This window comes from Noviherbaspirillum sp. (genome assembly GCF_035254685.1).
Classification (GTDB): Bacteria; Pseudomonadota; Gammaproteobacteria; order Burkholderiales; family Burkholderiaceae_D; genus Noviherbaspirillum.
The window spans coordinates 72842-87100 of record NZ_DATFAI010000026.1 but is presented as its reverse complement, the minus strand read 5'-3'; the positions used below and the strand labels follow the sequence as shown (position 1 = coordinate 87100).

At 63.0% G+C, this 14259-nt stretch carries 17 protein-coding genes and 1 tRNA gene; 9 read left to right on the top strand and 9 right to left on the bottom strand.

The genetic code is table 11. From position 1 onward, the window contains the following. Positions 1 to 185: 185 nt before the first annotated feature. On the top strand, positions 186 to 1592 hold the full coding sequence (locus tag VJ698_RS13410; protein WP_324103271.1) for a malonyl-CoA decarboxylase: 1407 nt from the start codon (positions 186 to 188) through the stop codon (positions 1590 to 1592). A gap of 2 nt (positions 1593 to 1594) precedes the next feature. Here the strand turns inward: VJ698_RS13410 and VJ698_RS13405 are convergent, their stop codons facing one another. From VJ698_RS13405 to VJ698_RS13385, 5 genes are all read right to left on the bottom strand, one after another. Continuing rightward, on the bottom strand, positions 1595 to 1864 hold the full coding sequence (locus VJ698_RS13405; protein ID WP_324103270.1) for a hypothetical protein: 270 nt from the start codon (positions 1862 to 1864) through the stop codon (positions 1595 to 1597). Between the two features lie 92 nt (positions 1865 to 1956). Then, a complete protein-coding gene (locus VJ698_RS13400; RefSeq protein WP_324103269.1) occupies positions 1957 to 3216 on the bottom strand; it encodes a hypothetical protein in 1260 nt (419 codons plus the stop codon). Further along, a complete protein-coding gene (locus tag VJ698_RS13395) occupies positions 3213 to 3941 on the bottom strand; it encodes an outer membrane lipoprotein-sorting protein (RefSeq protein WP_324103310.1) in 729 nt (242 codons plus the stop codon). The genes VJ698_RS13400 and VJ698_RS13395 overlap by 4 nt, the downstream gene beginning before the upstream one ends. Before the next feature lie 82 nt (positions 3942 to 4023). Beyond that, positions 4024 to 5412, bottom strand: coding sequence for an ABC transporter permease (locus tag VJ698_RS13390; protein WP_324103268.1), 1389 nt, complete (start codon positions 5410 to 5412; stop codon positions 4024 to 4026). Continuing rightward, positions 5409 to 6107, bottom strand: coding sequence for an ABC transporter ATP-binding protein (locus VJ698_RS13385; RefSeq protein WP_324103267.1), 699 nt, complete (start codon positions 6105 to 6107; stop codon positions 5409 to 5411). The genes VJ698_RS13390 and VJ698_RS13385 overlap by 4 nt, the downstream gene beginning before the upstream one ends. Before the next feature lie 220 nt (positions 6108 to 6327). On the opposite strand from VJ698_RS13385, the gene VJ698_RS13380 reads away from it, so the two are divergent. The 3 genes from VJ698_RS13380 to VJ698_RS13370 are packed head-to-tail and all read left to right on the top strand — an operon-like array spanning position 6328 to position 7550. Beyond that, on the top strand, positions 6328 to 7011 hold the full coding sequence (locus tag VJ698_RS13380) for an SDR family oxidoreductase (protein ID WP_324103266.1): 684 nt from the start codon (positions 6328 to 6330) through the stop codon (positions 7009 to 7011). Positions 7012 to 7029: 18 nt separating this feature from the next. Then, positions 7030 to 7239, top strand: coding sequence for a SlyX family protein (locus VJ698_RS13375; RefSeq protein WP_324103265.1), 210 nt, complete (start codon positions 7030 to 7032; stop codon positions 7237 to 7239). A 2-nt stretch (positions 7240 to 7241) separates the two neighbouring features. Then, positions 7242 to 7550: a DUF2288 domain-containing protein gene (locus VJ698_RS13370; RefSeq protein WP_324103309.1), complete on the top strand. Its 309-nt coding sequence runs from the start codon at positions 7242 to 7244 to the stop codon at positions 7548 to 7550. On the opposite strand, the gene VJ698_RS13365 is transcribed toward VJ698_RS13370, so the two are convergent. Then, the gene (locus tag VJ698_RS13365) at positions 7547 to 7765 is read right to left on the bottom strand and encodes a hypothetical protein (RefSeq protein ID WP_324103264.1); all 219 of its coding nucleotides are present in this window, start codon (positions 7763 to 7765) and stop codon (positions 7547 to 7549) included. The two genes, VJ698_RS13370 and VJ698_RS13365, sit on opposite strands and share 4 nt — an antisense overlap. A 194-nt stretch (positions 7766 to 7959) precedes the next feature. On the opposite strand from VJ698_RS13365, the gene VJ698_RS13360 reads away from it, so the two are divergent. Then, positions 7960 to 8385 carry a hypothetical protein gene (locus tag VJ698_RS13360; protein ID WP_324103263.1) on the top strand — a complete coding sequence of 142 codons (426 nt, stop codon included), beginning with the start codon at positions 7960 to 7962 and terminating at the stop codon, positions 8383 to 8385. Between the two features lie 3 nt (positions 8386 to 8388). On the opposite strand, the gene VJ698_RS13355 is transcribed toward VJ698_RS13360, so the two are convergent. After that, positions 8389 to 9327 carry an NAD(P)/FAD-dependent oxidoreductase gene (locus tag VJ698_RS13355; RefSeq protein ID WP_324103262.1) on the bottom strand — a complete coding sequence of 313 codons (939 nt, stop codon included), beginning with the start codon at positions 9325 to 9327 and terminating at the stop codon, positions 8389 to 8391. Between the two features lie 71 nt (positions 9328 to 9398). After that, positions 9399 to 9836: a hypothetical protein gene (locus tag VJ698_RS13350; protein ID WP_324103261.1), complete on the bottom strand. Its 438-nt coding sequence runs from the start codon at positions 9834 to 9836 to the stop codon at positions 9399 to 9401. 336 nt (positions 9837 to 10172) lie between these two features. Here VJ698_RS13350 and VJ698_RS13345 point away from each other — a divergent pair, with 336 nt between their 5' ends. The 3 genes from VJ698_RS13345 to VJ698_RS13335 all read left to right on the top strand — a co-directional run bounded on the left by VJ698_RS13345 (position 10173) and on the right by VJ698_RS13335 (position 12730). Then, entirely contained in the window at positions 10173 to 10502 is a 330-nt protein-coding gene (locus tag VJ698_RS13345; RefSeq protein ID WP_324103260.1) for a hypothetical protein, read from the top strand. A 169-nt stretch (positions 10503 to 10671) separates the two neighbouring features. Next, positions 10672 to 11775, top strand: a complete 1104-nt coding sequence (dinB, locus tag VJ698_RS13340; protein WP_324103308.1) for a DNA polymerase IV — start codon at positions 10672 to 10674, stop codon at positions 11773 to 11775. A gap of 43 nt (positions 11776 to 11818) precedes the next feature. Then, positions 11819 to 12730 carry a recombination-associated protein RdgC gene (locus tag VJ698_RS13335; protein ID WP_324103259.1) on the top strand — a complete coding sequence of 304 codons (912 nt, stop codon included), beginning with the start codon at positions 11819 to 11821 and terminating at the stop codon, positions 12728 to 12730. Positions 12731 to 13001: 271 nt separating this feature from the next. Here the strand turns inward: VJ698_RS13335 and VJ698_RS13330 are convergent. Further along, positions 13002 to 13078, bottom strand: a tRNA-Asp gene (locus tag VJ698_RS13330). 204 nt (positions 13079 to 13282) lie between these two features. Here VJ698_RS13330 and pip point away from each other — a divergent pair. After that, the gene (pip, locus tag VJ698_RS13325; protein WP_324103258.1) at positions 13283 to 14254 is read left to right on the top strand and encodes a prolyl aminopeptidase; all 972 of its coding nucleotides are present in this window, start codon (positions 13283 to 13285) and stop codon (positions 14252 to 14254) included. Positions 14255 to 14259 lie beyond the last annotated feature (5 nt).

Here is a 14259-nt window from a genome sequence, read left to right as displayed (position 1 = left end):
AACACGAAAAACACGGAAAAAAATTAACAATATCTTTCGTGTTTTCCGTGTTTTCCGTGGACAAACGCCTTTGAGAAGCAGATCTTCGTTCTGTTGCGTATCAAGCATTGTGCAAGCAATTGCTTGCTTTGCTTCCGACCGTCATACAATTTCTGGTATCACCTGCATTGCCGGAGAGGACTCGCATGTTGACCGATACCGCTGCCACCGCGGATGCCAAAGACAATGAATCGACGCTCCTTTCAGGCGCGCGCAGCTTCTTCGGACGCCTGTTCGGCAAGAGCAATGGCGACCATCATCGACTGTCGTCCAGCGAACTGAAGAACCTGCGCCAGCGCTTCGCTGCCTGTGCCACCGAGCGCGGGGGCGTTGTCTCGGCGCGCCAGCGCGCCGTGGAGATCGGGCAGATCTATACCGGCCTGGACGAGCAGGGGCGGCGCGACTATCTGCGGCTGCTTGCACTGGAATTCGGGCCGAAGCCGGAGGCGGTCGAGGCGGCCATGACGGCGTGGAAGAATGCCGCCGAGGCGCAGCACCGGCCCGGCGCGGAAATGGCCTTGCGTGACGCGCTGCGTTCACAGCGGCAGCGCATCCTCACGCAGTTCAGTGCGATTCCGCATGGCGTCAAGTTCCTGGTCGAGATGCGCGACGACCTGCTGCGTTTCGTGAAAAGCGCACCGGAGCTCGGCGTGGTTGAGAGCGAACTGTTTGCGCTGCTCGGCACCTGGTTCGACGTCGACTTCCTGCAGCTGCAGCGCATCAGCTGGAATTCGCCGGCCGCGCTGCTGGAAAAACTGATCAAGTACGAAGCCGTGCACCAGATCCGCTCCTGGTCCGACCTGCGCAAGCGCCTCGATTCCGACCGCCGCTGCTACGGCCTGTTCCATCCGCGCATGCCGGACGAGCCGCTGATCTTCGTCGAAGTCGCGCTCACCAACCGTCTTTCCGACAACATCCAGGTGCTGCTCGACGAATCGCTGCCGCCGCTCGAACCGGCGCGCGCCGACACGGCGATCTTCTATTCGATCTCGAACACGCAGCCGGGATTGCGCGGACTGAACTTCGGCAATTTCCTCATCAAGCGCGTGGTCGACGACCTGTCGCGCGACTTCCCCGACCTGCGGACCTTCTCGACGCTGTCGCCGATCCCCGGGTTCATACCCTGGCTGAAGCGCCAGGAGGCTTATCTTGACCGCATCCGGCAGGCCTGCGTGCAGCATGATCCGCAAGCGCTCGTTGGCCATGCAGGCGTCGCCGACTTTGTCGCGGCCGGCAAGTGGCAGGCACACACGTCGATCGCGCCCGCATTGCAGCCGCTGCTGCTGGAAGCATGCGCTCACTATCTGATGAAGGAGAAATCCCAGGACCTGCCGCAGGACCCGGTAGCGCGCTTCCATCTGGTCAACGGTGCGCGCATCGAGCGCGTCAACTGGCTGGCCGATTGCTCGGACAAAGGATTCAGGCAGTCGGCCGGGATGATGGTGAATTACCTGTACCGCAAGACCGAGCTGGAGTCGAACCACGAAAGGTTGATGCTCAAGGGCGTCGTGTCGAGTTCGCGCGCGGTGCGCAACCTGCTGCAGTCGGCCTGAACTTATTCGCTGTCGCGCTTCCGGCCGGCCAGCTGCTTTTCGAAGGCCTTGTCGAGCTTGCTGATTTTCGCTTGCTTCTGCGGCCCGGTCTTGTTGACGAGTTCCACGAATTCATCCAGCGCGAGGTCCTGGCTGATCCGTTCCGGCTTGCCGCCGGTTTCGGCGCGCAGCAGGTAAAACAGGCCGGCGGCATTGATTCCCATTGAATAGCGGTAGGCGCTGTCGCGCGCGTTCAGGCGCGCGATCGCAGCGCTGGCTTTGGTTGATCTCATTGCAATTCCTGAAGTTGCGGCAGGCGCCTGGTGAGGCGGGAAGGTTCATCATAATGCAGACGGCGCCGCCGCGCCGCACCGGTCGCTCCTGCTCAGAAGAAATAGCGCAGCAAGGCCTGCACCGTGCGCCGCTGGGGCGATGCGCCGAACTCGGTCGTCACCCCGCCGCTGTTCATCTGCCATTGCAGCGCGGCGTCCCAGCGGTCCCAGTGGTAACGCGCTTCCAGCCATGACAGGCGGCTGCCGTCGGCGACGTTGTAGCGCTCCATGCCGCTCAGGTCGAGGTGGTTGATCATGGCATCCTGCCAGGACGCATAGAAGAAGACGGCATTGCGGGTCGGCATGTCCTGCGCGTTCTGCAGCGCTGCACGATAGAGTCCGTAGGCAGGCAAGGACGTGCGCGGCAACACATTCCACTGGCTGTCCCGCAGGCCGGCGCCGTTGTACTCGTATTCCAGCGTCAGCGACAGCTTGCCGGGCGTGGTGTAGGTCAGGCCGGTACTCGCCCGGTTACGGAACGCGGTGTCGTCCGCGCCCGCCGTCGCCTGCGAGAACAATGACCGGCTGCGTCCGCCCGACCATTCCATAAAAACCACGGTCGCGTCGTTGGCCAGCAGCGCCAGGTTGAATCCGGCCTGCACGGGTTGCCGCTCTTCCTTATACAGTAGCCATTGCGGGCTGACGTTTTTCGACAACTTCTGACTGAACGTGAACAGCCAGCGGTCCCGGTTGTTGGTCGCGCCCACGTTCGGGTTCAGCGCGGCATCGCTCCCATGATCGGAAAGTTTCGGCGAATAGGCGGCGCTCAGCGAACCACTGTCCCACAGGGTCTGCGCGCGCAGCATCACGCTTCCCTGCCGGTTCCTCTTCAGGCTGCCGGGGTCGGCCGACACCACCGAACGCACCGCGCCCGCGCGGAAGTAGTCGGTCGGGTTGTAGCCGGTCGCGACGCCGTTGCGCACATTGATGCGGCCGAGGTCGAACAGAAGGTCGTCGCGCGCCTGCCAGCCTAGATAGGCTTCCTTCAGCGTGTTGATGCCGTCCTGGCGGACCGGCTCGTTGTGCCAGTTCATGTCGAGGCGGTCGGCAAAGACCAGCCGCCATGCGCGTGCCAGTCGCGTGTCAAGCGCGACGTCGAGCGAGAGGCGCTGGTTGTCGGCATGCCCGCCACCTTGTGTGCCATTACGCAGCGTCGAACGGCCGCCGGCGATTTCGACAAAGGCCGACCAGTCGGATGCCTGCACCGGCTCGGCCTGCACCTGGTCGGCGAGCTGCAGGGCGGCGGCATCGGAGTCGTCCGCGAAGGCAGGCGCCGCAGCGAACGCCAGGAGAAGGGCAAAGCGGCGCATCATTCGGACTTGAGCTCGGGCTTGAAGCGGGGCAGGTAATCGCGTTGCAGCCAGGCTTCCGGCACTTCGCGCTTCGCATAGTCGGCGAAGCGCATCACCGTTACCCAGTTCGGATCGAGGCCGTCGATGATCACCGTCTCTGTCGGGCGCTGCTGGCCGAGCTGGTCCTGGTACTTGCGGTAATACGCGGTCTTCAGCAGGCGCCCGCTCTCGGTGTAGAACCGAGCCTTCACCGGACGGTTGTTCGTGGTGTCGATCCACATCTCGATGTGATGATAAGTCACGTCGGGGCTCACGGCGGCCAGCGCCAGCTTCCAGCAATGGCGCGTCCGGCGCTCGCCGTCCTGCGTGTCTTCCTCACCGGCGAGACTGGCCTTGTAATCCTTCGCCAGGTTCACCGTGACGATGTCGCCATTCGCTGCCTGGCCCAGCAGGCGCTGCTGCGGCGAGATACGGATGCTCGCCTTGTTCGACGGGTCATAGAACCACAGATCGTTGCCGTTCTTGAGCATGAGCTTGTTGGCGTCGCGTGCCGGAGCGACGAAGCGGATCAGGCTGCGGAACTGGCCACCGGCCTTGTCCTCCTTCGAATAGACGGCGAGCGTGCTGCTGTCGGTCTGCTTGCCGCTGCGGTATTCGATGAGGGTCGTGGTCAACCCGAAAGGAAAGCCGGGGTTACGCACCGCATCGCTGGCGGCCAGGATGTCCTGCGCGTTCGGCGCGGCCATTGCCGGCGCCTGCCACAGTGCGCCCGCCAGCAAGGCGGCGATAACGAGGCGGCGCGTGTTCTTGTTCGTCATGTTCTCTCCTTTATACGTGACGCAATGCATCGACGATCAGCATTTTCGCGCCGCGGTTTGCCGGCCACCATGCCGAGATGACGGCAACGGCCACCATGCCGGCCATGCTTCCCAGGATCAGGCCGGTTTCGCCCCACACGCGCGTCTGCACCGGATAGGCATAGACGTAGCCCGGCGGCGTCCAGGTCAGGCCGCTGTGGTTGATGAGCCAGGACAATCCGAGCGCGATCGTCACGCCGAGCAATGAACCGATCACGCCCAGCATCATGCCCTCGCACACGAACATCGTGCGGATGCCGCCGCGACGCTGCCCGACCGCGCGCAAGGTGCCGATCTCGACGGTGCGCTCGACCACCGCCATGCTCATCGTGTTACCGACCGTGAAGAGCACGATCACGCCGATCAGGGTGGCAATGAAGCCGAACACCGATTTGAAGAACTGGATGGTCTGGCCGTAGATCGGCGCGAGCGTCTGGAAGTCCTGCAGTTCGAGGTCGGCATCCTTTAAGGTCGTCGACAGCAATTCATCGAGGCGTGCCTTGGCGGCCGGCATCTGGCTCGTGTGCTGCAATTGCAGCTGGATGGCGGTGACCTGCGGTTTCTCGCTGCCGTAGAGCAGGCGCTGCGCCTGCGGCAGATGCATGATCATGAAATAGTCGTCGATTTCCTTCAGCCCCTGGTTCTCCGCCTTCACTACGTTCAGGCGGCCGACGTTCGGCGCGCCGTGCAGGTTGGCCGCCAGCATTTCGATGGAGGTGCCACCCTGTTGCGCATCGGCCGGTTTTTCGAGCGACGACAGCGCGGCAATGTCATCCGGTGCGCTTGGGGCGGCAGTTTCCGCCTTGGGGGCGGGCTGCGGGCAGTTCGCCACCTTGAGCGGCCCGCACAGCTGCAGAATGCGCGCCACACCGGTGCCGATCACCACCGCATCCGGCGCGGTACCGGTCAGCGCCAGCGGACGTGCGAAGCTCATCGCGCCATAGTCGTCCCAGGCGCGCAACTTGTTCTGGTCGTCAACCTGGACGCCGGCGGCGAGCACTGTCTTGGACACGCCTGCCGCAAAATTGCCGGCGATGCCGGAAAGCTGGAGCCTGGGCGTGGCGATCGTCAGCATCGGCGCCAGCACCGGATCCTTCTTCACGGTATCGATGATGCGCTGATAGTCGGCGATGCCGTAGGCCGCCGGGTTGCCGCTGCCATACAGGAAGTAATCCTTGTGCTGTAGCTGAAAGTGGCCATGCGCCTGCACATAACCGGTCTGCATGGCGAGGATGACGTTGCTGCTGTAGCCGCCGAACAGCAGGATCGCCACCAGGCCCACGATCATCGCCAGCAGCGTGGTCAGCGAACGGCGGCGGTTGCGCATCAGGTTGCGCAGAGCGAGCAGGAAGACATTCATGCTGCCACCTCCGTGCGGCGTTCGACGCCCGTGATGCGGCCGTCGCGGATGAAGACGGCGTCGTCCGCCTCCGCCAGAACCTGCGGGTCGTGCGAGGAGAACACGAAGGAAACATGATGTTCGCGCTGCATCTTGCGCATCAGCGCGATGATGGCGGCGCCGGTGTGGCTGTCGAGGTTGGCGGTCGGCTCGTCGGCCAGCACCAGTTGCGGCGCGGGCGCAAGCGCACGGGCGATCGCCACCCGCTGCCGCTGGCCGCCGGAAAGCTGTCCGGGGCGGTTGTCGGCGCGGTCCGCCAGTCCCACCGCATCCAGCAGCGCACACACCCGCTCGCGCCGCTGCGCGGCCGGTACGCGTGCCAGCACCAGCGGATACTCCACATTCTCGTAGGCGGTCAGCACCGGCAACAGGTTGAAGTTCTGGAAGATGAAGCCGAGATGGCGGGCGCGGAAATCGGACAGCGCGTCATCCGACATCGCGAGCACATCCTGCCCCGCCACGTGCACCTGCCCGGCATCCGGCCGGTCGATGCAACCGATGATGTTGAGCAGGGTGGTCTTGCCGCTGCCGGACGGGCCGGACAGCACGGTAAAGCAATTTGGACGGATGTCGAGATTGATGTCGGCCAATGCCGGCACATCGACGGCATCGAGGTGATAAGTCTTGCCGACCTGCTTCAGGATGACTGGGTGCATGGCGCCGCTCTTTCTTCAAAAAAGAAACCGTTGCAAATATAACAAACGCTACTTCCGGCAACGAGAACTTTGCGACGAATCGCAGCAGACTGCGATGAAATGCAGCGCATGCGGCGCGAGCAGGATGCATCCGGCGCCGCCGCGAGGATCTGCTTCCGCGGCGTACAATAGCGGCCTGCGCCGGCGTGCCGGCGACCATCACTCACCAACAAGGAAAGCCATGGCAACTCTCGACCTGAGCGGCAAGCGTGTGCTCGTCACGCAATCCTCGACGTTCATGGGCCCGGCCCTGTGCGACGTGCTCGCGCGCTGCGGCGCCGAAGTGATCGCTGACGAACGCGCCTTGCTCGATCCCGCGCTGCCGGCGTCCATCGTGCAGGCGGCCGGCCGCGTCGATGTCCTGGTCGCCAACCTCGCGATCCCCGCGCCCACCACGCCCGCCGCCGAAGTGGGCGACGACGAGTGGCGCAGCGTCTTTGCGCATATGGTCGATCCGCTGCCGCGCCTGGTCCGCGCCGTCCTGCCGCAAATGGTCCAGCGCCGCTCGGGCAAGATCCTGCTGATCGGCAGCGCCTCGGCACTGCGCGGCATCAAGCGCACGTCCACCTACAGCGCGGCGCGCGGAGCGCAACTGTCGTACATGCAGGCGGTCGGCGTGGAGGTCGCGCCGCACAACGTGCAGATCAATGCCATCGCCCAGAACTTCGTCGACAACCCGACCTATTTCCCGCCCGAAGTGCAGGCCAACCCCGCGTTCCAGGAAAGGCTCCGGCGCGAAGTGCCGCTTGGCCGCCTCGTCACGCAGGAGGAGGACGCGCAGTTCGTCGCTTACCTGTGCAGCGACGCCGCCAACTGCTTCGTCGGCCAGGTGTTCCCGCTGTGCGGCGGATGGGTCGCACGATAAGCCCACAATAAGACAGTCATGACAAACGAAGATCGCCTGGTCGACATCGAGATCCGCATCGCGCGCCAGGAAGACATGATCGACACGCTCAACAAGACCGTGTACGAACAGCGGAAGAAGATCGATGAACTGGAAGCGCTGTGCATCGCGCTTGCCCGCCACATCCGGGAAATCCGCGAGGCCGCCAGCGAGCGCGGACCGGCCAACGAAAAACCGCCACACTATTGAATATGGAACAGGAAGATCTGCTGCGCGCGAAACTGAACGGCGAAACCTCGCGCATGCCATGGAAGGAACTGCTGCGCTTTTTTGCCAGCGGCACGGTGATTGCCGTCAGTCCGGAACTCGACCTGGTCGATGTCGCGATGCGCATCGCCAATGACGACGCCGCAGCCATTGCGCAGTGGATGGTGGGGAACCAGGTCGGGAAGGTCAGCGATGCGCAGGCCAGTGCATGGCTGGAAGCCGATGCGGCCCTGTGGACGGTCGTGGTGAAACCGTGGATCCTGGTGCAGCAAAGAGACGAACGAAAAGACTAGGCTTCGCTCGACGTCGACTCGTTCAGGTACTTCACCAGCAGCTTGCTCTTCAACATTGATAACGCGCTTTCGCTGCCGTAGCGGAAGCCGCGCATCGATGCCGCATTCATCAGGCTCAGTACTTCCTCATACGTGAATGCTTGCGTGTAATCGCGCGCGTGCAGGCTCGCGCGGTTCTGTGCATCGATGTGGTCAACTATCTCTTCCGGTAACATGGCAGGCCTTTGAAGCGGGGGACAGGTGTGCTGCGGCCGGCGCGCTTTGCCGGTCAGATTGATTCTGTTTGCCCAAGCTTACAAGGCACTTACTTTTTGTTGGGCATTTGAGACGGATGCCAGGTTCGGCCAATCCCTCCATGTAGAATGGCGATTCCTGTACCTTGCGCCCCGCGCCGCATTGAAACCGTTCCATGCCGTCGACACGTTCCGCACGCGACAAACAGCTGATGCAGCTCATCGGCATCGTCCTCGTCATCCTTGCCCTCGGTTTCACCGCGGCCTGGTTTTACCTGCAGCACCGCGAGCGCCTCAATAGCGAAATTGCCTACCTGACTATCCCCGAAGTGGCGATCAGCCGCGACGGGCATTCCATCCGCGCGTCCTTCGCCTTGCGCACCAGCGCTGCCGACGCCGAATGGGCTGCGGCCAGCAAGCCGGCGCTCGAACAAGTGATGACGAAGGGATTGATGGACGCCGATCCGCAGCGCACGCTCGCGCCGGGCGGCCTGCCTGGCCTGGAGAAAACCCTGCTCGCCGCAAGCCGGGCCGCGCTGCGGACCGACAAGGTGAAGGAAGTGCTGGTTACCGATTTCCTCGTTTCCGAAGGCGACCTGTAACGATCACTCCCGGCCAAGGCGATTGTGTATCGCCGTCGCCGCAATCGCCGCGTGTCCCATAGCCACCGTGATCTGGTTCAGGCCCTTCACAAGATCGCCGGCGGCATACAGCCCCGGCATCGAACTTTCCTGGTGTGCGTCGACGACCAGTTCGCCGCGCGCGGTGCATTGTGCGCCGAGCACCTGCGCCAGGCCGGAATTGACCAGCGTACCGAGCGCCACGTACACCACGTCGAAACTCAGGCGGCGCCCATCATCCAGGTTGACCTGCATCACGCCGGCATTGTCGAATGCCAGCCGCGCAACCGGCACGTGCACGGCCTGCACCTGCGCCTGCCCGAGGCGCAGCTGTTCTTTCTCATCCAGGTCGAACGGATCGTCCAGCGTGAGAAGGCTTACCGCGTCGGCGAAATGCCGCACGAACAGCGCTTCCGCGAGGCCACCCTTCCCATGGCCGATCACTGCCACCTTCTTGCTGATCGCTTCGAAACCATCGCACACCGGGCAATAGCGGACGAAGCCCTCGGCGACCGCGCGCTTTACATCGGGAAAATCCGGCTCCACATCCGTGACGCCGGTCGCGAGGATGACCGTGCGCGCATGCCATTGCTGCTTGCCGCATCGCGCGATGAAGCTGCCGTCGTCGAGGCGCTCCAGCGTTTCCACCGTTCCGGGCGTACTGCGCACCCCGTAGTGCGCGGCGTGCCTGCGCAGGCGCGACAGCAGCTCCTCGCCATGAATGCCGTCGGCAAAGCCGGGATAGTTATGCGAGGCCGGAATTGCCAGCAGCCGGCTGGCGTTGCCATCGATGACGGCGATGCAGCGTCGGAAGCGCGCGAGATAGACGGCTGCCGTTAGCCCCGCCGCGCCGGCGCCGATGATCACGCAGTCAAGCAGACTGGGGGAGGAGGGCAGTGCCGCTTCAGTATGTCCGGCATGCATCGCGCGCGTGGATGTCGAAGGTGCCGCGTTTCGGCACCATGGTTGACGCCATCATTAATGCCATCATCAATTCAACGCCGATAGGCCTGCCGATTCGGATGGCGCGTGCGCGGCGGCATGGCATCGAGGTCTTCGGGGCCCTCGACATCCGGCTCCTCGCCGGAATTGATGTAGTCGACCCGGTCGACATCAATATCCGCACCGGCCTCGATATCCAAGTCGCGGCCCGCGGTCGCATGTTCTCCGGTGCCCACCGAATCGGTATCGCTGTCGAGTTCCGCGTCGCCGATATCCGGGCCGGCGGTCTGGTCGAGCTTCGCGCTGTCGGGATCTTCATTCGTCCCTCTGTCCAAGCCGATGCTTTGCTCGTCGGTCCAGCGCGCACCGGCCTGCACGTCACTGCCGCTGTCGGACGTATCGCTCGGTCCGAGCGCGCTGGTGCCATGTCCTCTCGTGACACGGCGATCCGGTTCGGGAACGTTTTCCGGATCCAAAGTGCTGGTTGCCATGATGTACTCCTTGCTCGAAATCTGGAAAGCCATGTGGGCAGCTACGGCGTGCAATAAGCATGCCGCGCGGCGCCTCCTTGATCTTCAGCCTGGATATCGCCGCACGGTATGTAAATTCGCAAATCGGCGTGCATTAAGGTGAAAACCTGCGTTCCGGAAATCCCGGCACCCACCCCTGAGGAACTTTTCATTTGATCCAATTGTCATTTCGCTAACGGATCAGAATGATTCAGGAATGCACGCGCTTATGCATGCGCTTATGCATGCATTTCCAGCGTGCAGGCATGTTAGCGATCGCATGCCGACCGATCCCTCAACCTTTGCTCAGGAGAACATATGACAACACTTCACAAGATACTTTTCGCCTCCGCACTGACGGCGCTGGCCGGCTTCGCCTCCGCGCAGTCCTCGACCATGCCGGCCGACACCGCCCCGGCAGGCACGTCGTCGGCTACCACCAGTCCGTCCGCCACCGGATCCACGGATCCTTACGTCAAGCGGCGTGAAGAGCGCACGCAGGCCAGGAAGGAATACAAGGCCAGGAAGAAAGCGGCGAAGCGGGAGTACAAGGCAGGCAAGAAGGAAGCCGATACCGAATTGAAGTCCTCCGGCGCAAAGCCTGCGGCGCAAGGCAACATCGAGGCGCCATCGTCCCCGGGCAAGTAAGCAATCCGATCCGATCGCAACGCCACCGCCACGCGGTGGCGTTTTCATTTTGTGGCCCGCCAAAGCCCACGATCACGCGAGGTCTTTTCACCGCATCGTGCGCAGCCCGGTACAATGAAGCACTGCCTTCATCTGTCTGCCTGTTGTCCCTGCCATCGTGAGCGCCCCGCTGCGAAAGATCATCCACTGCGATTGCGACTGTTTTTACGCATCGGTGGAGATGCGCGACGATCCGTCCCTGCGCGGCAAGCCGCTCGCCGTGGGCGGACGTCCCGACCAGCGCGGCGTGGTCGCGACCTGCAATTACGAAGCGCGCCGCTTCGGCGTGCGCTCCGCGATGCCGACCTCGCAGGCGCTGCAGCGTTGTCCCGACCTGATCGTGATCCCGCCGGCGATGGACAAGTATCGCGCGGCATCGAAGCAGATTCTCGCCATCTACCGCGACTACACGGATCTCGTCGAACCGCTGTCGCTCGACGAAGCCTATCTCGACGTCACCGCGTCGCCGCAGTTCAAGGGTAGCGCCACGCTGATCGCGCAGGACATCCGTGCGCGCATCGCGGAGACGGTCGGCATCACCGCATCGGCCGGTATCGCGCCCAACAAGTTCCTCGCCAAGATTGCGAGCGACTGGAACAAGCCGAACGGACAGTTCGTCATCCGTCCGCAGGAGGTCGATGCCTTCGTCGCCGCGCTGCCGGTCGACAAACTGTTCGGCGTCGGCAAGGTGACCGCGATGAAGCTCAAGCGGCTCGGCGCATTCACCTGCACGGACCTGCGCAATTGGTCGATACCCGAACTGCAGCATCACTTCGGCAAGTTCGGCGGCAGCCTGTACAACCTGTGTCGCGGCATCGACCGGCGGCAGGTGAGTCCGAGCCAGGAGCGCAAGTCGGTAAGCGTTGAAGAGACCTACGTGGTCGATCTGCCCGATATGGAAAGTTGCGTGCGCGAGCTGTTGCCGCTGATCGCGCTGCTGCACCAGCGCGTGAAACGCGCGCAAGCAGAACGTTATATTCACAAGCTTTTTGTAAAAATTCGTTTCGATGATTTTCGCCGCACCACGGCGGAATGCGTGAGCAATGCGATCGACGAAGCGACCTGCCGCAAGCTGCTGGAGACCGCGCACCAGCGCAGCCGCAGGCCGGTGCGCCTGCTCGGCGTGGGCGTGCGGCTGAATGAAGATGAGGACGACACGCAGCTCGGCCTGTTTGCCGAAGACGAGGCATTGTCAACCGCGGATGATGCGCAGGCGCGACTGACGGCGCAGTAGCCGGCGTGTAGAATGGGCGCCTCCTTTTTTCCGGATGCGCATCATGTGGTTCAAGAATCTCCAGATCTATCGTCTCACCGCGCCGTGGACGCTCAGTGCCGATCAACTTGAAGCAGCGCTCGCGCCGCAAGCCTTCGCGCCATGCTCCAGCGTCGACCTGCAAACTCAGGGCTGGGTTTCGCCGCGTAGCAATGGCATGCTCGTGCACACCGTGAACCGCCAGATGCTTCTGCAACTATGCACGGAAAAGAAGCTGCTGCCTTCGACGGTGATCAATCAGGTGACGAAGGCGCGCGCAGCCGAGCTCGAAGAGCAGCAGGGCTTCAAGCCTGGCCGCAAGCAGATGAAGGAATTGAAGGAGCAGGTGACCGACGAACTGCTGCCGCGCGCGTTCAGCATCCAGCGCAGCACGCGCGTGTGGATCGATCCGGTGAACGGCTGGCTGGTGGTCGATGCCGCCAGTCCCGCCAAGGCCGACGAAGTGTTCAAGCTGCTGCTCAAGTCGCTCGAGAGCCTGCCGTTCGCATCGCTGCGCACCGAGCGCTCGCCGCTGTCGGCCATGACCGACTGGCTTGCCGCCGATGAAGCGCCGGCCGGCTTCACCGTCGACCAGGATACCGAACTGCGCGCCACCGGCGAAGGCAAGGCCACGGTGCGCTACGTGCGCCATACGCTCGAAGCGGAAGACGTGCGTCGTCACATCGCCGCCGGCAAGCAGTGCACCCGCCTCGCGATGACCTGGGCCGACCGCGTCTCTTTCGTGCTGACGGAGTCGCTCGCGATCAAGCGCGTTGCGCCGCTCGATGTGCTGAAGGAAAACGGCGATGCAGGCGTGCAGAACGAGGATGAACGTTTCGACACTGACTTTGCGCTGATGAGCGGCGAACTGGCGAAGCTGATTGCGGAGATGGTGGAAGCGCTGGGCGGCGAGGAGCAGCAGAAGAAATCTGCGTGACCAGTGCGGTGTGACCGCGCCCCGGAAAAAAGACGAACCAAGGGTTCGTCTTTTTTTTTATGGCAGAGAGTGTGGCGCGTCTCGCGCAGAAAACAAAAATGCCCGCTTGCGCGGGCATTTATGAATTGGCGGAGTGGACGGGACTCGCCTACGTTTCGCAGGCCGCGGAATCGCGTGCAAGCGATTCCCTTCGAGTCCCGCCGAGAGTCCCGCTGGGGACTCTCTCCACTCCTGAAAAAGAAAATGCCCGCTTGCGCGGGCATTTAAATATTGGCGGAGTGGACGGGACTCGAACCCGCGACCCCCGGCGTGACAGGCCGGTATTCTAACCGACTGAACTACCACTCCTGAAAAGCTCATGCACCGGCAATGCCGGAAACATGCGACGTTTGTCACCACGTCTGAAGGGGCTGAAGTCTACAGTAATTTTTTGGTTCTGGCTACTCCCTGAGCAACTTGTTGGGAAAGCGGCAAAGTCCTCGCGAAAATTGCGCATTTGCGCCGGCCGCCTGCTTCGCTACAATCAGGCGATCCCATCCGTATCGACGCGCCATGAACTTCCCCATTCCCGAACCTACCCTGTTCCCGCCCATCGAACCCTACCGCCACGGCATGCTGCCGGTGGATGACATCCACACCTTGTACTGGGAGGAATGCGGCAATCCCGCTGGCCAGCCGGTACTGTTCCTGCACGGCGGCCCGGGCGGCGGACTGTCGCCGCGGCATCGCAGTTTTTTCGATCCGGACCATTACCGCATCGTGCTGTTCGACCAGCGCGGCGCGGGCAAGTCGACGCCGCTCGGCGAATATCGCAACAACACCACGCAACTGTTGATCGAGGATATCGAGCGCCTGCGCGTCATGCTCGGCATCGACCAGTGGCTGGTGTTCGGCGGCTCATGGGGTTCGACGCTCGCGCTTGCCTATGGAGAGGCGCATCCTGAGCACTGCCTCGGCTTCGTGTTGCGAGGCATTTTCCTCTGCACGCGCGACGAGATCGATTGGTTTCTGAATGGCATCCGCTGGTTTTTCCCGGAGGTGCATGCACAGTTCGTCGCACCGATTCCCGCCGAAGAGCGCGGCAACCTGCTGCAGGCCTATGCAAAGCGCCTGTTCAGCGACGATCCGGCGGTGTATCTGCCCGCCGCGCGCACATGGAGCCGTTATGAGGGAAGCTGCCTGTTCCTGCGGCCCGATCCCGCTGCGGTGGCGGACTTCAGCTCGGATGTCGTCAGCCTCGGCATCGGTCGCCTCGAAGCGCATTACTTCCTGCATGACGGCTTCTTCACGGAAGACCAGCTCGTGCGCAACGTGAGCCGCATCCGCCATCTGCCCGCAGTCATCGTGCAGGGGCGCTACGACGTGGTATGCCCGCCGCTTTCCGCATTCCGCCTGCAGGCGGCGTGGCCCGAGGCGAAATTCCACGTGGTCGATGATGCCGGACACTCGGGCTATGAGCCCGGGATCATGAAGCAGCTGGTTGCCGCCACTGAGCAGTTCAGGGAGAAGCGCAGCTTCGATTAGCAGTG